Genomic DNA, 21757 nt, shown 5'->3' on the forward strand with positions numbered 1-21757 from the left:
CTACTGCTCCCACTCCAGCTCCGCGTAGGCGGCCGTCACATTGCGACGGTGATAGATGTCGAAGAGGAGCCACTTGTCCTTCTCGTCGAGGCCGATGCTGTCGACGGCCTGCCGGATCGTCTCGCCTTTCCTGATGGCCGCACGCACATCGCGCGCCAGATCGGCGAGATAACGCGCTTCGGCGTCGAGCGATTGCGGCCACGGCGGATCGAGCGGACCGTGTCCGGGCACCACGTGACGCGGATTCATCTGGCGAATGCGCGCGATATCGTCGAGCCAGCCGACGACGCTGCCATCGACCACAGGAATGCAGCGCACGAATAGAAGATCGCCCGTCCACAATGTGCCGCTCTTCTCATCGTATACCGTCAAATCGTTGTTGGTATGCGCGGTTTTCCATGTGCGCAGCGTGAGCGTGCGTCCGCCGATATCCAGCGTGCCGGTGCCGTCGATCGCCCTGGTAGGCGCGACGATCTCGCTGCCCGCCGCGGCGTGGCCCAGCTCGCGATTCAGCGCACGCAGATAGTTGTCGGCGCGCGCGGCTTCCGCTTGCGCGAGCGTCGCGCTGCCGACGAATTGCGGGTGATCGTCCTTGAAAGCCGCATTGCCGAAGATGTGATCCGGATGCATGTGCGTGTTGATGACATAGCAAACCGGCAACGATGTCACCGCGCGTATTGCGGCGCGCAACGCGCGGCCTTCGGCGAGCGTGCCGCCCGTGTCGATCACGGCGACGCAACGCGTGCCGACGATGAAGCCCACGTTTGCGATATCGCCGCCGTTTTCTGGCGTCGCGACATCGTCATGGCCGCGATGCGCGTAGTTGCCGGGCGCGATTTGCGTCACCGAAAGCGCAGTCTCGCCGCGCGCGGTAGTTGCACATGCAATCAGTATGAAGAACACGACATGACGCCAGGCTGACGCGACGATCATCGGACGCCGCCCGTTTCGGCGAGACGCTTGGGTCTGCGCAGGCCGAACTGCGCGTACTCGCGTTCGAGAAACGGCTCGGCGTTTTCGAGCAGGAAGCGGCGGAACGCGAGACAGGTCGGCGAGAGCTGTTTCGAGCGCGAATGCACGAGCTGCCAGGTTCGTTCGACGGGCGTGCCGTTGACGTCGAGCACGGCGATTTCGCCGGTGCGCAGTTCGAGCGATAGCGTGTGAAGCGAGATGAGGCTCACGCCCATGCCGGCCATCACCGCCTGCTTGATGGTTTCGTTGCTGCCGAGCGTGACGCTGCGCGCGGGCACGAAGAGGTTTTGCCGGAATACGTGCTCGGCGACGGCGCGCGTGCCGGATCCTGGCTCGCGCAGGAGGAAGGTGTCGCTGGCGAGTTCCTGCAGATCGAAGCCTTTTGCATGACGCAACGGATGCGTGAGCGGCGCGACGATCACATGCGGATGATAGGCGAGCGGTTCGGCGGTAGTGCCGAGTTCGGGGGGCGGGCGCCCCATGATGGCGAGATCGGTGGCGTTGTCTTGCAGCAGGCGCAGGAGCGTTTCGCGGTTCCCGACGGAGAAATGCACATCGACTTTGGGGTACTGCTGCGAGTAGAGCGCGAGGAGCTTGGGCGCGAAGTATGTCGCCGAACTGACGATGCTCACCGCGATCGAACCGCTGTCGGCTTGCGTGAGGGACATCATTGCGTCTTCGGCATCCTTGATTTCGCCGAGGATGCGGCTTGCGTGGTGCGATAGCCTTTCGCCAGCTTCTGTCAGCGCGAGACGGCGCGCTACCCGTTCGAATAGCGGAAGTCCTATTGCTTCTTCCAGTTGGCGGATTTGCATCGAGACGGCTGGTTGCGTGAGATGCAGCTCCTCCGCCGCGCGCGCGAAGCTCGGACAGCGGCTTGCTATCACGAAGATTTGTAGCTGGCGCAGGGTTAGGGAGCGGATGAAGTTCACGGTGGGGTTGGGGGGCGGTTTGGGGTGGTTTGGGGTCGCTTGCTTGGGCTTCTATGGACTGCCTGTTTTCTTAGTGGTCTATTTGCTCTGCCCCTATGCGGGGCGGCAGTCACTTTCTTTGCTGCTGCAAAGAAAGTAACCAAAGAAACAGCTTTCCCCATCCAAAGTACTTCACACCGGCCCCGGCACAGAAGAACGGCTGTGGTCCGGCAGTAGCGAGTGCCCTCACAGGCCTAACCGGGCTTGGATCGCGCACGGTCTGTCACATCGCACCGCTCAACTGACCGGTAAGGCGCGAAATAGCTCCGGCCTGCTACGCGGCCGACCGGTCCATCGGGTCGGCGCGTGCTTCTTTACTAACACCTCCATCTCACTGCATTCGCCGACCGTTGGTTTCCCTTGCATACTCAGCGGCAGCGCGTAGCGCTGGGCCGGAGCTATTTGGTGCTGAACCAGCGCGCTTAGTGTTCTGGCTTGTCAGACCGTGCGCGGTCCACGCCCGATTAGGCCTTTGAGGGCACTCGCTACTGCCGGACCACATACCATCTTCTGTGCCGGGGCCGGCTTGAAGCACTTTGGATGGGACAAGCTGTTTCTTTGGTTACTTTCTTTGCAGCAGCAAAGAAAGTGACTGCCGCCCCGCATAGGGGCAACGCCAATAGACCACTAAGAAATCGGGATCCGGCAATAAAAAAAATCACCGACTAGCCCGAGGCGCATTCGGCGCCTTCACCGGCGCCCCCTCCGGTGAGCTCATATTCTTGAGCACCCCACGATAAGCAATCGTCTCCTTCTGCAAGGGATGCGCGAAATCATTCCCTTCACCGGGCACTTCAGTGCGAATCATCAGCAGCCGCCCCGGCACGTCATCGGCCATGACGAACGTATAGCGCTTGCCCGTGTACTTGGTGAACCGCTCCGCATTCGGATCGTTGAGATAAGGCTGAATGACGATCTGCTGAGCCTTCGCATGCTTGCCGAGCCCGAGCGACTCGCTCGACACCGGCGTAATGGCGGGCCCCGCAGCAAGCGCCATCCTCACACGCTGCTGGAAATAGCGCCGCTGACCGCCCGTCAGCTGCTCCATCTCCGCGATGTCATGTTCGAGAAAATAGATGATCACCGGATTGCAAGGCAGCCCGCCCGGCACGTTGACGTTGCCGGTTCGATCCGTCACGCGCGCGTCGTTCTTGCTGTTGCCCGGACTCACGACGAGCACGCGCAGCGTATCGTTGACCTTCGCAGGCGGACCGGAATAATCCACCGCGTAATCAAGCTCGGTCTGTGGCTCGACGCCATTCATATGCGGCTGCATAAAGAGCATTTGCTCCGCCGGCTTGATGTCCGCGCTCGGCGAGGACGCGGCAGGAGCGTCCGCGGCCGCCGCGCCGGCCGACATCATCAGCGCAGCGCACGCAACCGCCCACGCGCAAAGAGAACCCCCGTATGTTCGCTTCATTGCGCAGCCGCCGGTTGCAACGGCAACATGGGAACCTGATAGCTCGACAGAATCTGATCGATCTTCGGCTGATTCGAAGCGATCCAGTTATCGACCTTGTCGCGCCAGGCCTTCTCGCCGTAACGCACACCCATCGAAATCTCATAGTCGAAGCGGATCGACTGCCCCGCCGGGAACGGCACGAGGCGCACCTTGTTGTCGGAACGATTGGCGAAATAGCCCGCGATCGGCCCCCACACGAAGGCCGCATCGACATTGCCTTGCGCGAGATCACGCTCGATCATCTCGCCGGGAAAAGCCTCGGGATCGCCGCTTTGCCCCTGATACGACACCGCCTGACCGATCAGGTTCTGACCGAGCAGCCAGTCCACCGCCGGGCTCTTCACGAAGACGCCGAGCTTCATCTTCTTCAGTTGCTCGGGCGGAAGACTCGTCAGGTCCGAAGGCGATTTGATGCTCGCGTATTCCGGCTTGTTCGGGAACACCATCGCATAGGTGGAATGCAGGTATGGACGCGTCGTCGCGGTGAGTTCATAACCCTTGGGCACGCCAATGATCAGATCGCACTTGAAGCGCTCCGTCTGCGGCACCTTTTCGCGCAGCGTATTGCGCACGAAACCCATGCGTTGCGGCCAGTACGTGTATTCGAGCTTGTAGCCGAAATCGCTCGCCATCTGGCTCGCGATCTTGTTTTCGTAACCCTCGCCTTTCTTGTTCGAGAGCGGCATATTGTTCGGATCGGCGCATACACGCAAAACGCCGTCCGCGCCGTCGTTGTTCGGCAGGTTGGGCGGCGGGCCGCCCGCACCTTGCGCGATTGCCTGTTGCGCCGGGAACGTCGCGAATGCCGCGCATAGCACGGCTACGAATCGGAACGAAGCGGCGCGGCTTGCATTACGATCAGGCATCGATACCTCCGGGTATGAGAGCAATCATCAGACGTCAGCCGCACAGGGCGCATGCCGCGTCCTTATTTTGCATCGATCGCCTGCAAGTCGCCCGGATTGATCTTGCCGTCTGAGCGCCCCTTCAGATACGCGTAGAGGTTCTCCCAGTTCTTCTGCATCATCTGGCTGGCGCTGAAATCGGGCATGCCCTTGTCCACGCGCCCGCCGAACACGGTGCGATGGAATTCGTTCTTGTCCAGCGTCTTGAAAGCATCGATCAGCGACGGGCCGACCATACCTTCCTGCTTCGCCCCGTGACAGCGCTCGCACGCAAGTGCACGCCATGTCTTCCAGCCCTGCAGCGTGTCGCTGTCTACCTTGTTGCCATCGACGACCTTGTACGCGACCGGCTTCATCTGTCCAGGGCTCGGAGGCGTCTGGGCAAACGAAGCGGACGACGCGGCGAGCGCCATCGTCAGCAGCAAGAGTGATCGGCCTTTCATACGTCTGACTCCTTGAACATGTCTTGTATATGGGGTGTTTCCGCGCGGCGGCCGTTGCAGCCGCCGCGCATTGCTGCGATCAGCTAGAACACATCAAAAGAGAGGATCAGCCTCCGGGGATCGCGAACACGAAGAGCGTGCCGCCAAGAGCCGTGTACTTCGCGAGGTCCTTGTAGCCGCCGACCGCGCCCAGGCCTTCCGTCGACTTCTCGAGACCCGCCGCCATGCCGATGCCGGCCCAGCCGCCGATACCCGAGTACACGCCGACATACTGCTTGCCCTGGTACTGGTAGGTGAACACGTTGCCGATGATCCCGGACGGCGTCTTGAACTTCCACAGTTCCTTGCCGTCCTTGATGCGCACTGCCTTCAGATAGCCTTCGAGCGTGCCGTAGAACGCGATGCCGCCGGCCGTTGCGAGCGCGCCGGACCACACCGAGAACTTCTCCGGCTTGGACCACACGATCTTGCCCTTCGAGGCATCCCACGCGATGAAGTTACCCATCGCGCCCTTCTCGTTCGGGCCCGGATACATCGAGAGCGTCGCGCCGACGAACGGCTGACCCGCCACGTAATCGACCTGGAACGGCTCGTAGTCCATGCAGACATGATTCGTCGGCACGAGGAACAAGCTTGAGTTCGGATCGAATGCGGCCGGCTGCTGGTCCTTCGAGCCGAGCGCCGCGGGGCAGATGTTCTTGACGTTGTGATCGGGACCGGCCTTCTGCGTCGAATAGCTTGCGTTGCGAATCGGCAGGCCGCTCTTCAGATCGACGCTATCGGCCCAGTTGACCGCCGGGTCGTACTTCTGCGCGACGAGCAGCTCACCGGATTCGCGATTCAACGTATAGCCGAAGCCATTGCGGTCGAAGTGAACGATCGCCGGCACCTTCTTGCCGCCGATATTCAGGTCGGAGAGAATCATCTCGTTGACGCCGTCATAGTCCCACTCGTCGTGAGGCGTCATCTGATAGACCCACTTCGCCTTGCCCGTGTTGAGATCGCGGGCGAAGATCGTCATCGACCACTTGTTGTCGCCGGGACGCTGCGTCGGGTTCCACGTGCCCGGATTGCCCGAGCCGTAGTACACAAGGTTGAGCTTCGGATCCCATGCGTACCAGCCCCACGTCGTGCCGCCGCCGTACTTCCACTGATCGCCCTGCCAGCTCTTGAGCGACGAATCCGCGCCGACCGGCACCATCTTGCCGTCCGACCAGGTCATCGTGGTTTGCGGGTCGAACAGCATTTCGTTGTCGGGACCCGTGCTATAGGCCTTCCAGACTTCCTTGCCGTCCTTGATGTTGTACGCGACGAGACGTCCGCGCACGCCGAACTCACCGCCGGAGATACCGGTCAGCACCTTGTCGCCGAAAACGTGCGGCGCGTTGGTGTTGGTTTCGCCCTTCTTCGAATCGCCGTTCTGCGCGGTCCAGACGACGTCACCGGTTTTCGCGTCGAGCGCGACGAGTTTCGTATCGGCTTGCTGGAGGAAGATCTTGCCGTCGCCATATGCAAGGCCACGGTTGACCGTATCGCAGCACATCACCGAGATGACCTGATTGTCCTGCTTAGGCTGGTATTGCCAGATGAAGGTCTGATCCTTCAGGTTGATGGCAATGACCTTGTTGGGAAATGGCGAGTGGATATACATCGTGTCGCCGATGACGAGCGGCGAACCTTCATGGCCGCGCAGCACACCAGTCGACATGGTCCAGGCAACCTGTAGCTTGCCGACGTTGTTTTCATTGATTTGCTTGAGCGTGCTATAGCGGTGATTCGAATAATCGCCCGCTTGCGCCGCCCAGTTCGAGGGATTCTTGATCAGGCTGTCGAGCTGCGAGTCGGCCTGAGCTACATAAGAATTCAGGCCTGCCGTCGCTGCCACCGCCAGTCCAAGAACCAGGGTGCGTAAGTTCATGTCTCCTCCAGAATGGTGATGCCTCCGACCCAGGGATGACCACGCTACCGGTTTGCATCGTGCGCGCCTTCAAATGCAGGTAACGAGTGGCGCTTCGTCCAGTACATAGCCGGACTCTTGCGTAGAGAGGCCAATTGCATATTCCATGCCGGTTTTGTTTGCACAGCCTTAAATCGTTAATTCGACGTGTCGAACTGTCGTTCGCGGACGGATCGATGTCGGGTGGCGACACATACTGTGTCAAATACGCGAAAAAGTGAGCGGCATGGAACACAGCGGGGAACGCGTGACATGACGCGTTGCAGCATGTTTTCTTTGGCGCATACTTTGGCTTGCGGGTGGATTCTTTTGATTGGAGGCTTCGCCATGGCTCAGACTGACAAGGTTTATTCCGATGAGGAAGTCAAGGAGCGTCTGACGGGTGCGCTCAAGCACTGGTATCTCGAGGATGGGTGGATCAGGCGCAAGTTCAAGACGGAGAGCTGGAAGGGGACGCTCATGGTGGTCAACACCGTGGGGCATCTTGCCGAAGCGGCCTGGCATCATCCGGACCTGACGGTTTCTTATGCGTTTGTGATCGTCAAGCTCAAGAACCATGCGGCTAAGGGCATCACCGATAAGGACTTTGCTCTGGCTTCGAAGATCGAAGAAGTTATCCAGTGGCAGCCCGGGAAGGAAGATGGGCCTCTTGAAGGCACGCCTTCCGATGATCAGCGGTTCCGCTATATCAAGTATGACGAGGCTTGATGGTGCTTCTGGGTGGGTCCGCTTGCGCTTCTATAGACTGCCTGTTTTCTTAGTGGTCTATTGGCTCTGCCCCTATGCGGGGCGGCAGTCACTTTCTTTGCTGCTGCAAAGAAAGTAACCAAAGAAACAGCTATCCCCATCCAAAGTACTTCACACCGGCCCCGGCACAGAACTTCGCAAGTGGTCCGGCAGTAGCGAGTGCCCTCGTAGGCCATACCGGGCTTGGATCGCGCACGGTCTGTCACATCGCGCCACTCAACTGACCGGTAAGGCGCGAAATAGCTCCGGCCCGCTGCGCGGCCGACCGGTCCATCGGGTCGGCGCGTGCTTCTTTACTAACACCTCCATCTCACTGCATTCGCGGTAGGTTGGTTTCCCTTGTATACCTAACGGCAGCGCGTAGCGCTGTGCCGGAGCTATTTGGTGCTGAACCAGTGCCCTTAAATTGCTAGCTTGTCAGACCGTGCGCGGTCCAAGCCCGATAAGACCTTTGAGGGCACTCGCTACTGCCGGACCACATACCATCTTCTGTGCCGGGGCCGGCATGAAGCACTTTGGATGGGGATAGCTGTTTCTTTGGTTACTTTCTTTGCAGCAGCAAAGAAAGTGACTGCCGCCCCGCATAGGGGCAGAGCAAATAGACCACTAAGAAAACAGGCAGTCTATAGAAGCGCAAACCGACCGCCCAAGACCACCGACCCACCCACCCCCCCCTTCCTGGTACAGGATTTGCCTAACCCCAAGGCCCTGAAAAAATCTGCCCGAACAGGAAGTCAAATCCCGATGCCGACCACACCCGGACGCATATCGCCGCCTTCGGCGATCACAGTCGAATCGCCTGCGCGCCTGCATCTCGGCTTCATCGATCCGAACGGCTCGCTGGGCCGCGTATTCGGAAGCGTGGGCCTCGCCATCGACGCGCACGAAACGCGCATCACGGCGCGCCAAGCGCCGCCATCAAGGTCCAACGCGATTATCGAAGGCGCAGCAACCGAAGCCCAGCGCGAGCGCATCGAACAGCATCTCAGGCAACTGGAAGCCGCGTTAGGCAAAGGCCCGGCGATCGATATCGAGGTCCACGAAACCCCACGCGCCCACACGGGCCTGGGCTCCGGCACGCAACTGGCGTTGGCGCTCGGCACTGCATTCGCCCGCGTGCGCGGCCACGAGGCGAGCACCGCAGATATCGCAGCCATCCTCGCGCGCGGCGCGCGCTCAGGCATCGGCATACATGGCTTCGATCACGGCGGCCTGATCGTCGATGGCGGGCGCGATGCACGCAGCGCGTCGAGGACAACGCTGCCACCGCTCATCGCCCGCCAGCCGTTCCCCGAAACGTGGCGCATCCTGCTCATCGACGATACCTCGCGCGAAGGCCTGCACGGCGACGAAGAAAAGCGCGGCCTCGCATCGCTCGCGCCCTTCCCCGCGACGCTCGCCGCGCATCTCAGCCATCTCGTGCTGCTGCGCATCCTGCCCGCCGTCGCGGAAAGCGACTTCGACACCTTCGCCGACGCCATCTGCGACCTGCAGCAAACCATCGGCGAATACTTCGCGCCCGTGCAAGGCGGCGTGTTCGCGAGCCCCGCCGTCGCGCGCGCGCTCGAAGCCGTCGCGGCCGAGCAAAAAGCGGGCATCGGTCAGACCTCATGGGGGCCGGTCGGCTTCGCATTCGTCGCGAGCGCGCAGGACGCCGAACGCGCGCTCGCCGCCGCGCAACGCTCCGCGCAAGGCGCGCCGCTCGCGTTCACGATCGCCGCGGGACGCAATCGCGGCGCGACATGGCGCGCGGCGGGCCGACGTCATCACGGCGCGAACGCGGCCTGAACGCGAGACGCACGGAACAGATTCAATCGACATCAACACGACAGACGAGTCCATCGCCATGCCCGAAGCCACCGAAAGACCCTACGTCCTGCACATGTTCACCAGCACGCCGCAAATGAGCCCGTTCGATGTGAACATGGCTGCCGACGCGGGCTATCAGATCGTCGTGCCCTACTGCAACGTCGACGAAGACAGCGTCGTGCAGCTCACGCAGGACGCGATCTTCTCGCGCGGGCCGAAGGGCGTGTCGCGCACCGGCATCTTCATCGGCGGGCGCGATGTGATGCTCGCCGCCGACATGCTCGAACGCGCCCGCAACGCGATGGTGCCGCCCTTCGAAGTCTCCGTCTTCACCGACCCGAGCGGGGCGTACACGACGGCCGCCGCGCTCGTCGCGCTCGCGGAAAAGCATCTGCGCACCGCGCATTCCGTCGATCTCGGCGGCAAGCGCGTGCTAATCCTCGGCGGCACCGGCGCGGTCGGCCGGGTCGCGGCGGCGATGGCCGCATCGCTCGGCGCGGATGTCGCCGTGGCGAGCCATTCGAGCCAGTCGCGCGCGACGCAGGTGAGCGACGAGATCAATCGCCGCTTCGATATCGCGACCTCGGGCGTCGCGACCGGTTCGCCGGATCAGTTGCATCGCGAACTCGCGCGCGCGGAAGTGGTGTTCGCGACGGCGGTGGCGGGCGTGCAGGTGATGACCTCCGCCGATCTGGCGCACGCGAAGAACCTCCTGATCGCCGCCGACGTGAACGCCGTGCCGCCCGAAGGCATCGCGGGCGTCAACGTGATGGACGACGGCAAGCCGCTCGCGGGCGCGGCGCGCGCGGACGCGGTCGGCATCGGCGCGCTCGCGATCGGCAACGTGAAGTATCAGGCCGAGCATCGGCTCTTCCTGCGCATGCGCACCGGCGGCAAGCCCGTTTATCTCGGCTTTCCCGAAGCATTCGACGAAGCCCGCGCAATCGTCGCGGGACAGAGTTCATGATTTCGGTCGATGCCTCTCGTGCGCCGCGCGTCGCCGTCGCGGGATTGTCGGCGCGGCTGCTCGCGCAGTCGGCGGCGCGCGCGGGGCTGAATGTCGTCGCGCTCGATATCTTCGGCGATCGCGATACGCGCGAGCACGCGGGCATGTGGTTCGATATCGGCGGCAATGGCTTGTCTATCGACAAAACGCGTCTCTACGATGCGCTCGAACATGCCGCGCGCCTGCCGCGCATGCTCGGCCTCATCGTGACGAGCGGTTTGGAGCCGCTCGCGGCCGAGCTGTCGCGCGCGCCGCGCGTGCCGCGTTTTATCGGCAACGGCGCGCAGGCGGCGGCGGTGCGCGATCCGCGGCGCTTCTTCGCGCTGCTCGACGAAGCGCATATCGCGCATCCGGAAGTGCGTTTCGCGCCGCCCGCCGATCGCGACGGCTGGCTCGTCAAGCGCTCGGACGGCTGCGGCGGCACGCATATCGAACGGGTCGGCGATATCGAGCGCGTGCCCGCCGGCGCGTATTTTCAGCGGCTCGCGAAAGGCCGCTCGATGTCCGCGCTGTTCCTCGCCGCGCATCGCGAGGCGGCGGTGATCGGCTTCGCGGAGCAGTTGACGGTCGAAGCGGGACGGCTACCCTTCGTGCACGCGGGATCGCTCGGGCCCGTGCAATTGCCCGCGCACATCGCGGCGCGCATCGTGGCGGCCATCGACGCAATCGTCTGGCGGACGGATCTCACAGGCCTGAACAGCATCGACTTTCTGCTCGACGGCGACGCCTTCGACGTGCTCGAAATCAACACGCGCCCATCCTCGACGATGGCGCTCTACGAAGCCGCATGGCCCGAGGCCTGGCCGCGCGGCCTGATCGGCGCGCATCTCGACGCGTGTCTCGACGGCGATCTGCCGCACACGCTCGGCACGCTCGCGCAAACGCCGCCGCTTTACGCGGGACAGCGCGTGGTGTTCGCGCATGAAGGCTTCACCGCGTCGCAAGGCTTCAGCGACGCATGCTTCGGCGACCCCGCGTGCCACGACATCCCGCTGCCTGGCGCGCGCATCGAAGCGGGCCAGCCCGTCTGCACGACGACCGTGTCCGCGCCCGCGTTCTCCGGCTTGCGCGACGCGCTGGACCGCGAGCACGCGCGCCTTCTGCAACGCATCGACACCTTATCCAGACCATGACTTCAACTTTTCAGGCGGACGCCGCGGTGAGCGTCAATGCATCGAGCGAGCGCCTCGTCGCGCGTCTCATCGACGATGCCGCGCGCCTTCATGTCGACATCACGCGCACGGACGGCGGCACCGTCATCGTCGATGCGGGCGTGAACGCCAAAGGCAGCGCCGACGCGGGCATCCTGATCGCGCGGATCTGCATGGGCGGGCTCGGGCACGTCGCGCGCCGCGTCGCGCTCAATGACGCGCCGCTCTGGCCGGGCTTCGTCGAAGTGCATACGAGCAATCCGGTGCTCGCGTGTCTCGCGAGCCAGTACGCGGGCTGGAGCCTTTCGGCGACCAAGGAGCAGACCGGCGGCAAGAAGTTCTTTTCGCTCGGCTCGGGCCCGGCGCGCGCGCTCGCGTGCAAGGAGCTGCTTTTCGACGAGCTCGGCTATCGCGACCGGCGCGATCGCGGCGCGCTCGTGCTGGAAGTGGACCGTCTGCCGCCGCAGGTCGTCATCGACAAGGTGCTCAACGATTGCGGCCTAGAACCGGCGAACCTCGTGATCGCCGTGACGCCGACACACTCTGTGGCGGGCACGGTGCAGGTCGTTGCGCGCGTCGTGGAAGTTGCGCTGCACAAGACGCACGTGCTGGGCGTGGATCTGGGCGAGATCGTCGAAGGCAGCGGCAGCGCGCCCTTGCCGCCGCCCTCGCCCGACGGCATCCAGGCGATGGGCCGCACCAACGACGCGATTCTTTACGGCGGCCGCGTGCATCTGACCGTGAAGAGCGATGCGGCCGCGAAGCGCCTCGCGGCCGAACTGCCGTCATCGAATGCGCGTGACTACGGGCGTCCGTTCGCGGACATCTTCACGTCGTTCAACTACGATTTCTATCAGATCGACCCGGCGCTCTTCGCGCCCGCCGAAGTGTGGGTGTCGAGCCTCGAAAGCGGCGCGACGTATCACGGCGGCAAGGTCGATAAACCTCTGCTCGATGCGCAATGGCTCGGAGACGCGTCATGAGCCCGCCGACCTTGCGCGTGGCCATCATGACCGATGAAACCGGCTGGCACACCAGCCGCCTCAGGAAGGCGTTCCGTGCGCGCGGCGTGGAGGCGCGTTGCGTCGATCTCGCCGATTGCCGCATCGACACGACATGGAAGCCGCACGGTCTCGCGATTCCCGGCTTCGGCCACACGCTGCCCGACGCGGTGTTCGTGCGCGGCATCGCGGGCGGCACCTTCGAGCAGGTCACGCTGCGGCTCGGCGTGCTGCATGCGCTGCGCGAAAGCGGCGTGCCCGTCTATAACGATGCGCGCGCGATCGAGCGCAGCGTCGACAAGTCGATGACGAGCTTCCTGCTCAACCGATACGGCGTGCCGACGCCCGCGACATGGGCGGGCGAATCGGCGGCCTTTGCGCAGCGCGTGCTGATGCGCGAGGCGGCGGCGGGACGCGAAGTCGTGATGAAGCCGCTGTTCGGCTCGCAGGGCAAGGGCCTGAAGAAACCCGGCGTGAGCCTGCCGTCGCTCGAGCCCTTCAGTCAGGTCGCGTATCTGCAGCGTTATGTCGATGCGGGCGAGCCGGGCTTCGACTGGCGCGTGCTCGTGATCGGCGGGCAGGCCGTCGCGGCGATGAAGCGCGTCGGCGGCGAGGACTGGATTCACAACTTCGCGCGCGGCGCGCGTTGCGAGCCGGCAGAACTGACGCCCGCGCTCGCCGACATCGCCGTGCGCGCGACCGACGCGCTCGGGCTCGATTACGCGGGCGTCGATCTGATTCCGTCGGACGGCGAGCGGCCGGTCGTGCTCGAAGTGAATGGCGTTGCGGCGTGGCGCGGCCTGCAATCGGTGACGCCGCTCGATATCGCGACGCTGCTCGTCGACGATCTGCTCGATCGCAAGCTGCCCGCATCGAAGGGCCGGTTCGCGCTCGCCAGCGGCGATGGACAACGCTAGCGCGCCGCTCGCCGAGCGCGCGCGCACCGCGTTCCTGCGCGCGTGCCGGCTCGATGTCGAGACGAGGAAGCCCGGCAACGTGAGCGTCGCGAGCGCGGGGCACAACATGACGTCGGCGCAGTTCATCGCGAGCGCGGGCACGGCGGCGTCGGGCCTGTTCACGCCGGGCGCACGCGTGGGCGCGCGCATTCTCGATGCCGTGCGCCGCACCTTCGATGCGGTCGGCTGCAACACGAATCTCGGCATCGTGCTGCTCGCGGCGCCCTTGTGCGCGGCGCTCGAAAGCTTCGGACCGGACGAATCGATCGACGCATCGCGCTGGCATGCGGCGACCGTGCGCGTGCTCGCGGAGCTCGATATCGAAGATGCGCGCCTCGCCTATCGCGCGATCGCGCTCGCCAATCCGGGCGGCCTCGGCGACGCGCCCGAGCAGCCCGTCCACGCGCCGCCGACCGTGACCTTGCGCGCGGCGATGATGCTCGCGGCGGATCGCGACAGCATCGCGCGTCAGTATGAGAACGGTTTCGCCGATATCTTCGGCGCGGGCCTCGACGCCGCGGGCGCAACGACGCCGGCGACGGAGCATCGCGCGATGCTCGACGCGTTCCTGGCCTTTCTCGCGACGTGGCCCGACTCGCACATTGTGCGCAAGCAGGGCGCGGCGGTGGCGCAAAGTGTCACGCGCGATGCCGCTTTGCATCGCGCGAACTGGCGCGCGGCGGGACGTGCCGCGCAGTCGCCCGAACTCGATGCGTGGGACGCCGGACTGAAGGCGCGCGGCATCAATCCCGGCACGAGCGCGGACCTCGCGGTGGCGACGTTGTTCGTCGCGCTGGTGACGCCGCCTGTGAACGCATGAAGTCTGCCCGCTCGGACCAGAAATTGGCACGGAACATGTTAGGAAGTTCGCGGTTGAGCGGTCGCATCGGAAACCGGTGGAACCGCGAGCCTTGCGCGGACCTGAGTCTGACCGTCGCGAGTCGAGAGCAAGTCGCTAGTCCCTAGAACCACACATCACTGGAGGAACAGCATGGCCAAGATCAACCGCGTCATGGTGGGAGAGTCGCTCATCGGCGACGGCAACGAGGTCGCACACATCGACTTGATCATCGGACCGCGAGGCTCCGCTGCCGAGACCGCGTTCTGCCACGCGCTCACGAACAACAAGGATGGCTTCACGTCGCTGCTCGCCGTGGTCGCGCCGAATCTGATGACGAAGCCGAACACGATTCTCTTCAACAAGGTGACGATCAAGGGCGCCAAGCAGGCCGTGCAGATGTTCGGCCCGGCGCAACGCGCGGTGGCGATGGCGGTCGCCGACAGCGTGGAAAGCGGCATCATTCCCGCCGACGAAGCGGACGACCTGTTCATTTGCGTCGGCGTGTTCATCCACTGGGAAGCGGACGACGACCAGAAGATCCACGACTTCAACTATCAGGCGACAAAGGAAGCGCTTCAGCGCGCGGTGTCGGGCGAGCCGTCGGCGAACGAGGTAGTATCGAAGAAGGGAACGATGTCGCATCCGTTCTCGCCGGACTGATTTTTTGCCTGGCCGGTGCGGGTTTCTGTGGCGCGTGCCGGCTGCCTGCGTCTTACTTCGTTTCGATCACTTCGAGGCTCATCGCATGACCCCACGTTGCTGCGCGCTGACGGTGCTCGCCTGCCTCTCGCTGATTTCGCCGCTCTCGTTCGCCGCGGGTGGGGGCGGGGGCGCTGTGCCCGCCAAGACTCACAATTATCCGACCGAAGGGCGCGTGGAATATGTGCTCGGGTGCATGGACGAGAATGGGCACGACTTCGCCAACGTGTACAAGTGCTCTTGTGCGATCGACAAGATCGCGCAGGTGCTCACTTATGACGATTACGTCGAGCAGTCGACTTTTTCTAAATACGCCACGCTTGGCGGGGAAGGTGGGGCGGAGTTTCGGGTCGATCGCGCGAAGGCGCAGACCAAGAGGTTCCGCGACCTCCAGAAGGATGCGTTCAAGGCTTGCGGGATTCCGCAGAAGGCTGCGGGGAAATAGGGGGTTTCGCCGGATCCCGTTTTCGCGTCGGTCTATTAGCACTGCCCCTATGCGGGGCGGCAGTCACTTTCTTTGCTGCTTGCAAAGAAAGTAGCCAAAGAAACAGCTTTCCCCAGCTTAAGCGAACGCTGCCTTCTCGCTACATCGGGCCATGCGCGTCACGAAACTTGTTTTCTTTAGTGGTCTATTGGCGTTGCCCCTATGCGGGGCGGCAGTCACTTTCTTTGCTGCTTGCAAAGAAAGTAGCCAAAGAAACAGCTTTCCCCAGCTTAAGCGGACGCTGCCTTCTCGCTACATCGGGCCATGCCCGTCACGAAACTTGTTTTCGTGTTGGTCTATTAGCGTTGCCCCTATGCGGGGCGGCAGTCACTTTCTTTGCTGCTGCAAAGAAAGTAACCAAAGAAACAGCTATCCCCATCCAAAGTACTTCACACCGGCCCCGGCACAGAAGAACGGCTGTGGTCCGGCAGTAGCGAGTGCCCTCACAGGCCTAACCGGGCTTGGATCGCGCACGGTCTGCCACATCGCACCACTCAACTGACCGGTAAGGCGCCAAATAGCTCCGGCCCGCTGCGCGGCCGACCGGTCAATCAGGTCTGCGCGCGCTTCTTTGCTAACGCTTCCATCTCACTGCATTCGCCCACCCTTGGTTTCCCTTGCATACCCAGCGGCAGCGCGTAGCGCTGTGCCGGAGCTATTTGGTGCTGAACCAGCGCCCTCAAGGTTCTAGCTTGTCAGACCGTGCGCGGTCCAAGCCCGATTAGACCTTTGAGGGCACTCGCTACTGCCGGACCACATACCATCTTCTGTGCCGGGGCCGGTGTGAAGTACTTTGGATGGGACAAGCTGTTTCTTTGGTTACTTTCTTTGCAGCAGCAAAGAAAGTGACTGCCGCCCCGCATAGGGGCAGTGCTAATAGACCGACGCGAAAACGGGATCCGGCGAAAACCAAAAACATCACTCCGGCACATACCCCCGCCCAATCCAGGCAAGGCTAACCGGGCTACCCCCAGCCCGAGCCTCAACGACGCGTCGTCGCTCAATCACAACGCCCACCGCTTCGACATCATCAAACTTCGCTGGCTTGGCCAGATCCACGCGAACCCAGTGAGCCCCAAAATCCGCGATGACCATCTGCGCGATGCGCTCCGCCAGCGCCTCCAGCAACTGCAATCCATGCGACGCGAGCAGCGCATGAATCGCCTCCCGCACTGCAGCGTAATTCACCGTATCCTCGATGCGATCCGTCACGCAGGCCCGCAATGAAGGCACCCCGATAGCAAGGCTCATACGCACCGGCTGCGCGTCATGCAGCTCACTCTTGTCTATGCCGATCACGGTCTGCCCCGTGAGCCCCTCGATATACACGATGTCCATCGCCGCGCGCCCCTCGACGGCAGGTTGCGGTGCAACATACACAGCTTCGCGGATTGGTTCGAATCGGCCCATACGCTCGTCGCCGCCCAAAGGCAGCCCTTTATTGAAAAGAATCCGGCGCCCATCGCCGAAGTCATCTGTAAGGAGCAAGCAAAAAACGGGCGCGTTCATGCTGCTCTATGTCACTACTTATTGAACCAATGCGTCTAAGGATGTACAGTTTTTGAGAACCGAGCCGGATCGGGTCCCAGACGGCACCTGAAAATCCCGACCGCCCGGCCACGAGGCGCGCCTGCGAGCGGAATCGCACACAGTCGACTCCGGCAGGAGAAGCCGCAGCGCCAGCGTAAAACACAACAGATTCGGCGTCGGACAGCGCGTGCGGTACGCACGCTTCGGAACGCGGCGCCACGGAGACTTGCCCCCATGTCGTCGCTTGCTGACGTAGACACGCATGTCCGGGAAGTGCTGAACATCGTCAATAATCCGCTGGCCGCACGCCGCGCCAGCGATTCCGTCGCGCAGTCGTGGCTGCGCTGCCTCACGGAATTCAGGCTCGATCCCGGCCATTTCGTGATGCCGCCCGTGCTCACGCAGCACGAATTGAACGATCGGCGTGAAGCCGCGACCGACCTCATTGCGTGCTCGAAGCTCGAAATGACGACGCTCTATCAGCAGCTCGCCGATCCCGAACTCGCGGTCGTGCTCGTCGATGCCGACGGCGTCATCGTGCATCAGGTGTCGTCGGTGCCGTTCGGCGAAGCCGTCGCCGCCGATGGCCTGCGCGTCGGCGCGCTCTGGAGCGAGCGCGAGGCCGGCACCAACGGCATGGGCACCTGCCTCATCGAACGCGACTGCATCGCCGTGTGCCAGCACGAGCATTTCTATCCGCGCTATACGTCGCTCACATGCTCGGCCGCGCCGATCTTCGACGAGCGCGGCACGGTCGTCGGCGTGCTCGATGTGACGAGCCGCTCGAAGCTCCTGCAGCAGCATTCGCTCGTGCTCGTCGGCATGTCGCGGCAGATGATCGAAAACCGTCTGATCGATGCGCGCTACCGGCACGCGAACATGATCCACTTCCACAGCCGGCCGGAATTTGTCGGCACGCTGCACGCGGGCAAGCTCGCCGTCAGCGACGAAGGCGTCGTGCTCGCCGCGAGCCGCAGCGCGCTCTTCCAGCTCGATCTGCGCTCGCCCGCCGAGTTGTGCGGCAAGCGCATCGAGGAAGCGTTCAATGCGACGCTCGAAGACATGATCGCGCGCAGCATCCGCGGCTCGTTCCATCCGGTGACGGTCTATAGCGCGAAGGCGAACAGCCGCTTCTTCCTCACCGCGCAGACGCCGCGCGAAGGCACGAAAGGCGCGACGCGCATCCTGCTCAACGATCCCCTCGCGCAATCCGCGTCTTCCGCGCGCGCGAAACTGCCGCGCAAGGATGCGAACGCCAACGCGGGCACCGGACGTCTCGACAAGCTCTCGCATCTGGAATTCGGCGATCCGCGCATGGCGTCGCAGATCCAGCTCGCCGCGCGCGTGATCCAGCGCAAGATCCCGATCATCCTGCGCGGCCAGACGGGCACCGGCAAGGAAGTGTTCGCCAACGCGCTGCACAGCATCAGCCCGAACGGCGGCGGTGCGTTCGTCGCGGTGAACTGCGCGTCGCTACCGGAGAATCTGATCGAAAGCGAGTTGTTCGGCTATCGCGCGGGCGCGTTCACGGGCGCGCAGCGTGAAGGCCGGCGCGGCAAGATCGTGCAGGCGAACGGCGGCACGCTCTTCCTCGATGAAATCGGCGATATGCCGCTCGCGTTGCAGGCGCGTCTCTTGCGCGTGCTTGAAGAGCATGAGGTCACGCCGCTCGGCGCAGAAACCACCGTGAAGGTGGATTTCCAGCTGATCAGCGCGAGTCACCGGAATCTCGCCGAACTCGTGCAGACCGGCATGTTCCGCGAAGACCTGTATTACCGTTTGAACGGTATCGAAATCAACCTGCCGCCGCTGCGCGAACGCGCCGATGCGCTCGCGCTCATCGGCCATATTCTCGAAACGGAATCCGAAGAGCCGCCCGCGCTCTCTGCCGAGGCGCGGCAGGCGCTTTTGAGTTACGCGTGGCCGGGCAATATCCGCCAGTTGCGTCACGTGCTGCAAATGGCGATCGCGCTCTGCGACGGCCCCGAGATCCGCTGCGCGCATCTGCCGCCGGAGATCGCCAACGGCGCCGCGCCGGTTACGCAGTCCCCCGTGCGCGCGCCGATGACGCCCGCGCCACATCTCGCCGACGATGCGGACACGTCGTCGCTCAACGCGATCCAGGTGAAGGAGCGCGAGACCGTGCTGCAATTGCTCGACGAACATCGCTGGAACGTGAGCAATGTCGCAAAGGTGCTCGGTATCAGCCGCAACACGCTGTATCGGAAGATGCATCGTCTGCATATTCGCCTGTCGCACGATACGCCCAACGCACCCGACGCATGACGCAACCCACGCCCGCCCGCCGGCTCGACGAGTTCAAGCCCGACGCGCGCTTCGCGTGGTGCGTGACTGGCTCCGGTCACATGATCGAGGAGTCGATCGATCTCGCGCTGCGCCTGCCCGGCGTCGATCTCTTTCTTTCTTCAGCCGGCGAGGAAGTGCTGCCGCTTTACGGCTGGACCATCGCGAAGCTGCGCGAGCACTTCAAGGTGTTCCGCGACAACAGCGCGAGCAGCGTGCCCGTCGGCATGATCTATAACGGCGAATATCACACGGTCGTGATCGCGCCCGCGACGAGCAATACCGTCGCCAAATGCGCGTTCGGCATCTCCGATACCTTACCCACCAACCTCTATGCGCAAGCCGGCAAACAATGCGTGCCGGGCATCGTGTTCGCATGCGATACCGCGCCGAGTGTCATCACGCAGGCCCCGCACGAATGGGTCGAGGTGAGGCCGCGCGCGATCGAGTTCGAGAATGTCGAGCGGCTCGCGCGCTTCGCGCATACCACCGTGGCCCGCTCCCTCGACGATCTGAAAGCCGCGCTCGATCAACGCCTGTCGGACCTGAAGCTCGCATGGAACACATCGTCTTCCTGACCGGACGGCTCGCCCAGCTCAGCTTGCAGCAGGTGCTCGAAAGCGTCGCGCCCGTCGCGAAGAAGTCGCCATTCACGTGGGAAGTGCGCGAGATCGGGTTGCAGGTCGCGGGCCTCATGACCGCGGATATGATCCGTCGGCGCGTCGCCGTGCCTTTGACCGAAGGCACGAGCCGCATGATCGTGCCCGGCCGATGCCGCGGCGATCTCGATGCCCTCACCGCGCATTACGGCGTGAAGGTCGAGCGCGGTCCCGAGGAAGTGAAGGACCTGCCGCAGTTCTTCGGGCGCGAGGCGCGGCATGTTGATCTGTCGCGCTATGAGACGGAAATTTTCGCCGAGATCGTCGATGCGCCGCGCCTCGATCTCGATGGCATTGCGGCGCGCGCGCGCGACTACAAGCGGCAAGGCGCGGATGTGATCGACATCGGCTGCCTGCCCGAGACGGCGTTTCCGCATCTCGAGGATGCGGTCGCTATGCTGAAGGCGCAGGGCTATCGCGTGAGCGTCGATTCGATGCGCGACGAAGAGCTCGTGCGCGGCGGACGCGCGGGCGCGGACTACGTGATGAGCCTCAACGCCGACACGCTATGGATCGCGGACGAGATCGCATCGACGCCGATACTCGTGCCGCGCGAGCCTGCCGACGTCGCCTCGCTCGATGCCGCGATCGACGCGATGACCAAGCGCGGCCGCGCCTTTCTCGCCGACCCGATCCTCGATCCGATTCCGTTCGGCCTCGCGGCGTCCATCGCGCGTTATGTGTCCTTGCGCGAGCGCTATCCCGATGTGCAAATCATGATGGGCGTCGGCAATGTGACCGAGCTGACCGAGGCGGACACGAGCGGCATCAATGCGGTGCTGTTCGGCATGGCGGCGGAATTGCGCGTGGCGGCGGTGCTGACGACATCGGTGAGCCTGCACGCGCGGCGCGCGGTGCGCGAAGCCGATGTCGCGCGCCGCGTGATGCATGCCGCGCGCGAAACGCAGACGCTGCCCAAGGGCATATCCGGCGATCTGTCGGCGCTGCATGCGAAGCGGCCGTTTCCTTACGATGCGGCGGAGATCGGTGTGTTCGCCGCCGCGGTGCGCGATCCGAATTTCCGCGTGCAGGTGTCGGCGGACGGGATTCACGTCTATAACCGCGAGGGGCATCACGTTGCGTCCGATCCTTTCGCGCTGTATCCCGAGCTCAAGGTCGAGAACGATGGCGGCCACGCGTTCTATCTCGGCGTGCAGCTCGCGCGCGCGGAAATCGCGTGGCAGCTGGGCAAGCGTTTCGATCAGGATCAGCCGCTCGACTGGGGATGCGAGGTCGATCGGCCCGAGGAAGATCTGATGGCGTGGCATGCGCCAGGATCCACAAAAAAGACGAGCTAGGGCTTCCATTTGATCGAGCAGCCGAGCGCCGGATACTGCGCTTCGGGCGCTTCGCCGTGTTCCGCTATCGCGCGCATCGCTTCGAAAAGGTCGCGGCGCGCGTCGGGCAAGGCTTCCTTGCGGGAGGCATCGATCCTGCCGCGATACTTCAATCGCAACGCTCTGTCGAAGCCGAAGCATTCCGGCGTGCAGACGGCGCCATATTCTCGCGCGACGTCCTGCGTTTCGTCGTGAAGATACGGGAACGGCAGATTCCATTCTTTTGCGACGGCGATCATGCGGTCGAATGCATCGTCGGTATAGACGCTCGCGTCGTTCGAATTGATCCCCGCCACATTGATGCCGATTTCCGTAAGCGCCCGCGCGTCGCGAATCAGATTCGGCATCGCGGCCTTCACGTATGGGCAGTGGTTGCACATGAATACGATTACCAGGCCGTTCGCGCCTTTCAGCGAATCGAGCGGGTAAGTGTGGCCGTCGGTGGCGGGCAGCGCGAATGCGGATGCTGTGGCGCCGAGTTCCGCGGTCGGGGATTCGGTGGGCATGAGATAGCTCCCAATTG

Annotated in this window: 20 protein-coding genes; 12 read left to right on the forward strand and 8 right to left on the reverse strand. The window is 63.5% G+C overall.

Going from position 1 to position 21757, the window contains the following annotated elements:
• From AC1Z32_RS33325 to AC1Z32_RS33350, 6 genes are all read right to left on the reverse strand, one after another.
• The gene (locus AC1Z32_RS33325; RefSeq protein ID WP_483483070.1) at positions 1–933 is read right to left on the reverse strand and encodes a quinoprotein relay system zinc metallohydrolase 2; all 933 of its coding nucleotides are present in this window, start codon (positions 931–933) and stop codon (positions 1–3) included.
• Entirely contained in the window at positions 930–1904 is a 975-nt protein-coding gene (locus tag AC1Z32_RS33330; RefSeq protein ID WP_483483071.1) for a LysR family transcriptional regulator, read from the reverse strand. The genes AC1Z32_RS33325 and AC1Z32_RS33330 overlap by 4 nt, the downstream gene beginning before the upstream one ends.
• A 697-nt stretch (positions 1905–2601) precedes the next feature.
• On the reverse strand, positions 2602–3363 hold the full coding sequence (locus tag AC1Z32_RS33335) for a hypothetical protein (protein ID WP_483483072.1): 762 nt from the start codon (positions 3361–3363) through the stop codon (positions 2602–2604).
• Positions 3360–4271: a substrate-binding domain-containing protein gene (locus AC1Z32_RS33340; protein WP_483483073.1), complete on the reverse strand. Its 912-nt coding sequence runs from the start codon at positions 4269–4271 to the stop codon at positions 3360–3362. The genes AC1Z32_RS33335 and AC1Z32_RS33340 overlap by 4 nt, the downstream gene beginning before the upstream one ends.
• A 62-nt stretch (positions 4272–4333) precedes the next feature.
• Positions 4334–4753, reverse strand: a complete 420-nt coding sequence (locus tag AC1Z32_RS33345; protein ID WP_483483074.1) for a c-type cytochrome — start codon at positions 4751–4753, stop codon at positions 4334–4336.
• Between the two features lie 106 nt (positions 4754–4859).
• Positions 4860–6671, reverse strand: a complete 1812-nt coding sequence (locus AC1Z32_RS33350) for a methanol/ethanol family PQQ-dependent dehydrogenase (protein ID WP_483483075.1) — start codon at positions 6669–6671, stop codon at positions 4860–4862.
• 366 nt (positions 6672–7037) lie between these two features.
• On the opposite strand from AC1Z32_RS33350, the gene AC1Z32_RS33355 reads away from it, so the two are divergent.
• From AC1Z32_RS33355 to AC1Z32_RS33395, 9 genes are all read left to right on the forward strand, one after another.
• Positions 7038–7418 carry a 4a-hydroxytetrahydrobiopterin dehydratase gene (locus AC1Z32_RS33355; protein WP_483483076.1) on the forward strand — a complete coding sequence of 127 codons (381 nt, stop codon included), beginning with the start codon at positions 7038–7040 and terminating at the stop codon, positions 7416–7418.
• A 783-nt stretch (positions 7419–8201) separates the two neighbouring features.
• Positions 8202–9245: a beta-ribofuranosylaminobenzene 5'-phosphate synthase family protein gene (locus tag AC1Z32_RS33360; protein WP_483483077.1), complete on the forward strand. Its 1044-nt coding sequence runs from the start codon at positions 8202–8204 to the stop codon at positions 9243–9245.
• Positions 9246–9303: 58 nt separating this feature from the next.
• A complete protein-coding gene (locus AC1Z32_RS33365) occupies positions 9304–10233 on the forward strand; it encodes an NAD(P)-dependent methylenetetrahydromethanopterin dehydrogenase (protein ID WP_483483078.1) in 930 nt (309 codons plus the stop codon).
• Positions 10230–11405, forward strand: coding sequence for an ATP-grasp domain-containing protein (locus tag AC1Z32_RS33370; RefSeq protein WP_483483079.1), 1176 nt, complete (start codon positions 10230–10232; stop codon positions 11403–11405). The genes AC1Z32_RS33365 and AC1Z32_RS33370 overlap by 4 nt, the downstream gene beginning before the upstream one ends.
• On the forward strand, positions 11402–12406 hold the full coding sequence (mch, locus tag AC1Z32_RS33375; RefSeq protein WP_483483080.1) for a methenyltetrahydromethanopterin cyclohydrolase: 1005 nt from the start codon (positions 11402–11404) through the stop codon (positions 12404–12406). Before AC1Z32_RS33370 ends, mch begins: the two co-directional genes overlap by 4 nt.
• Positions 12403–13341 carry an ATP-grasp domain-containing protein gene (locus tag AC1Z32_RS33380; RefSeq protein ID WP_483483081.1) on the forward strand — a complete coding sequence of 313 codons (939 nt, stop codon included), beginning with the start codon at positions 12403–12405 and terminating at the stop codon, positions 13339–13341. Before mch ends, AC1Z32_RS33380 begins: the two co-directional genes overlap by 4 nt.
• Positions 13328–14200, forward strand: coding sequence for a triphosphoribosyl-dephospho-CoA synthase (locus AC1Z32_RS33385; protein WP_483483082.1), 873 nt, complete (start codon positions 13328–13330; stop codon positions 14198–14200). Before AC1Z32_RS33380 ends, AC1Z32_RS33385 begins: the two co-directional genes overlap by 14 nt.
• A 171-nt stretch (positions 14201–14371) precedes the next feature.
• Positions 14372–14881, forward strand: coding sequence for a formaldehyde-activating enzyme (fae, locus tag AC1Z32_RS33390; protein WP_483483083.1), 510 nt, complete (start codon positions 14372–14374; stop codon positions 14879–14881).
• Between the two features lie 85 nt (positions 14882–14966).
• Complete coding sequence (locus AC1Z32_RS33395) at positions 14967–15365, forward strand: hypothetical protein (protein ID WP_483483084.1); 399 nt, start codon at positions 14967–14969, stop codon at positions 15363–15365.
• Positions 15366–16322: 957 nt separating this feature from the next.
• Here the strand turns inward: AC1Z32_RS33395 and AC1Z32_RS33400 are convergent.
• The gene (locus AC1Z32_RS33400; RefSeq protein WP_483483375.1) at positions 16323–16814 is read right to left on the reverse strand and encodes a dihydroneopterin aldolase; all 492 of its coding nucleotides are present in this window, start codon (positions 16812–16814) and stop codon (positions 16323–16325) included.
• 354 nt (positions 16815–17168) lie between these two features.
• On the opposite strand from AC1Z32_RS33400, the gene AC1Z32_RS33405 reads away from it, so the two are divergent.
• From AC1Z32_RS33405 to AC1Z32_RS33415, 3 genes are read left to right on the forward strand one after another with little or no spacing between them, the layout of a single operon-like run.
• Positions 17169–19220 carry a sigma-54-dependent Fis family transcriptional regulator gene (locus AC1Z32_RS33405; RefSeq protein ID WP_483483085.1) on the forward strand — a complete coding sequence of 684 codons (2052 nt, stop codon included), beginning with the start codon at positions 17169–17171 and terminating at the stop codon, positions 19218–19220.
• Complete coding sequence (locus AC1Z32_RS33410) at positions 19217–19816, forward strand: flavoprotein (RefSeq protein ID WP_483483086.1); 600 nt, start codon at positions 19217–19219, stop codon at positions 19814–19816. Before AC1Z32_RS33405 ends, AC1Z32_RS33410 begins: the two co-directional genes overlap by 4 nt.
• Complete coding sequence (locus tag AC1Z32_RS33415; protein ID WP_483483087.1) at positions 19795–21195, forward strand: DUF6513 domain-containing protein; 1401 nt, start codon at positions 19795–19797, stop codon at positions 21193–21195. Before AC1Z32_RS33410 ends, AC1Z32_RS33415 begins: the two co-directional genes overlap by 22 nt.
• Here AC1Z32_RS33415 and AC1Z32_RS33420 read toward each other — a convergent pair.
• Positions 21192–21740, reverse strand: a complete 549-nt coding sequence (locus AC1Z32_RS33420; protein ID WP_483483088.1) for a thioredoxin family protein — start codon at positions 21738–21740, stop codon at positions 21192–21194. The genes AC1Z32_RS33415 and AC1Z32_RS33420 overlap by 4 nt on opposite strands.
• Between the last annotated feature and the right edge of the window lie 17 nt (positions 21741–21757).

This window comes from Caballeronia sp. 11_S32, from assembly GCF_056930355.1.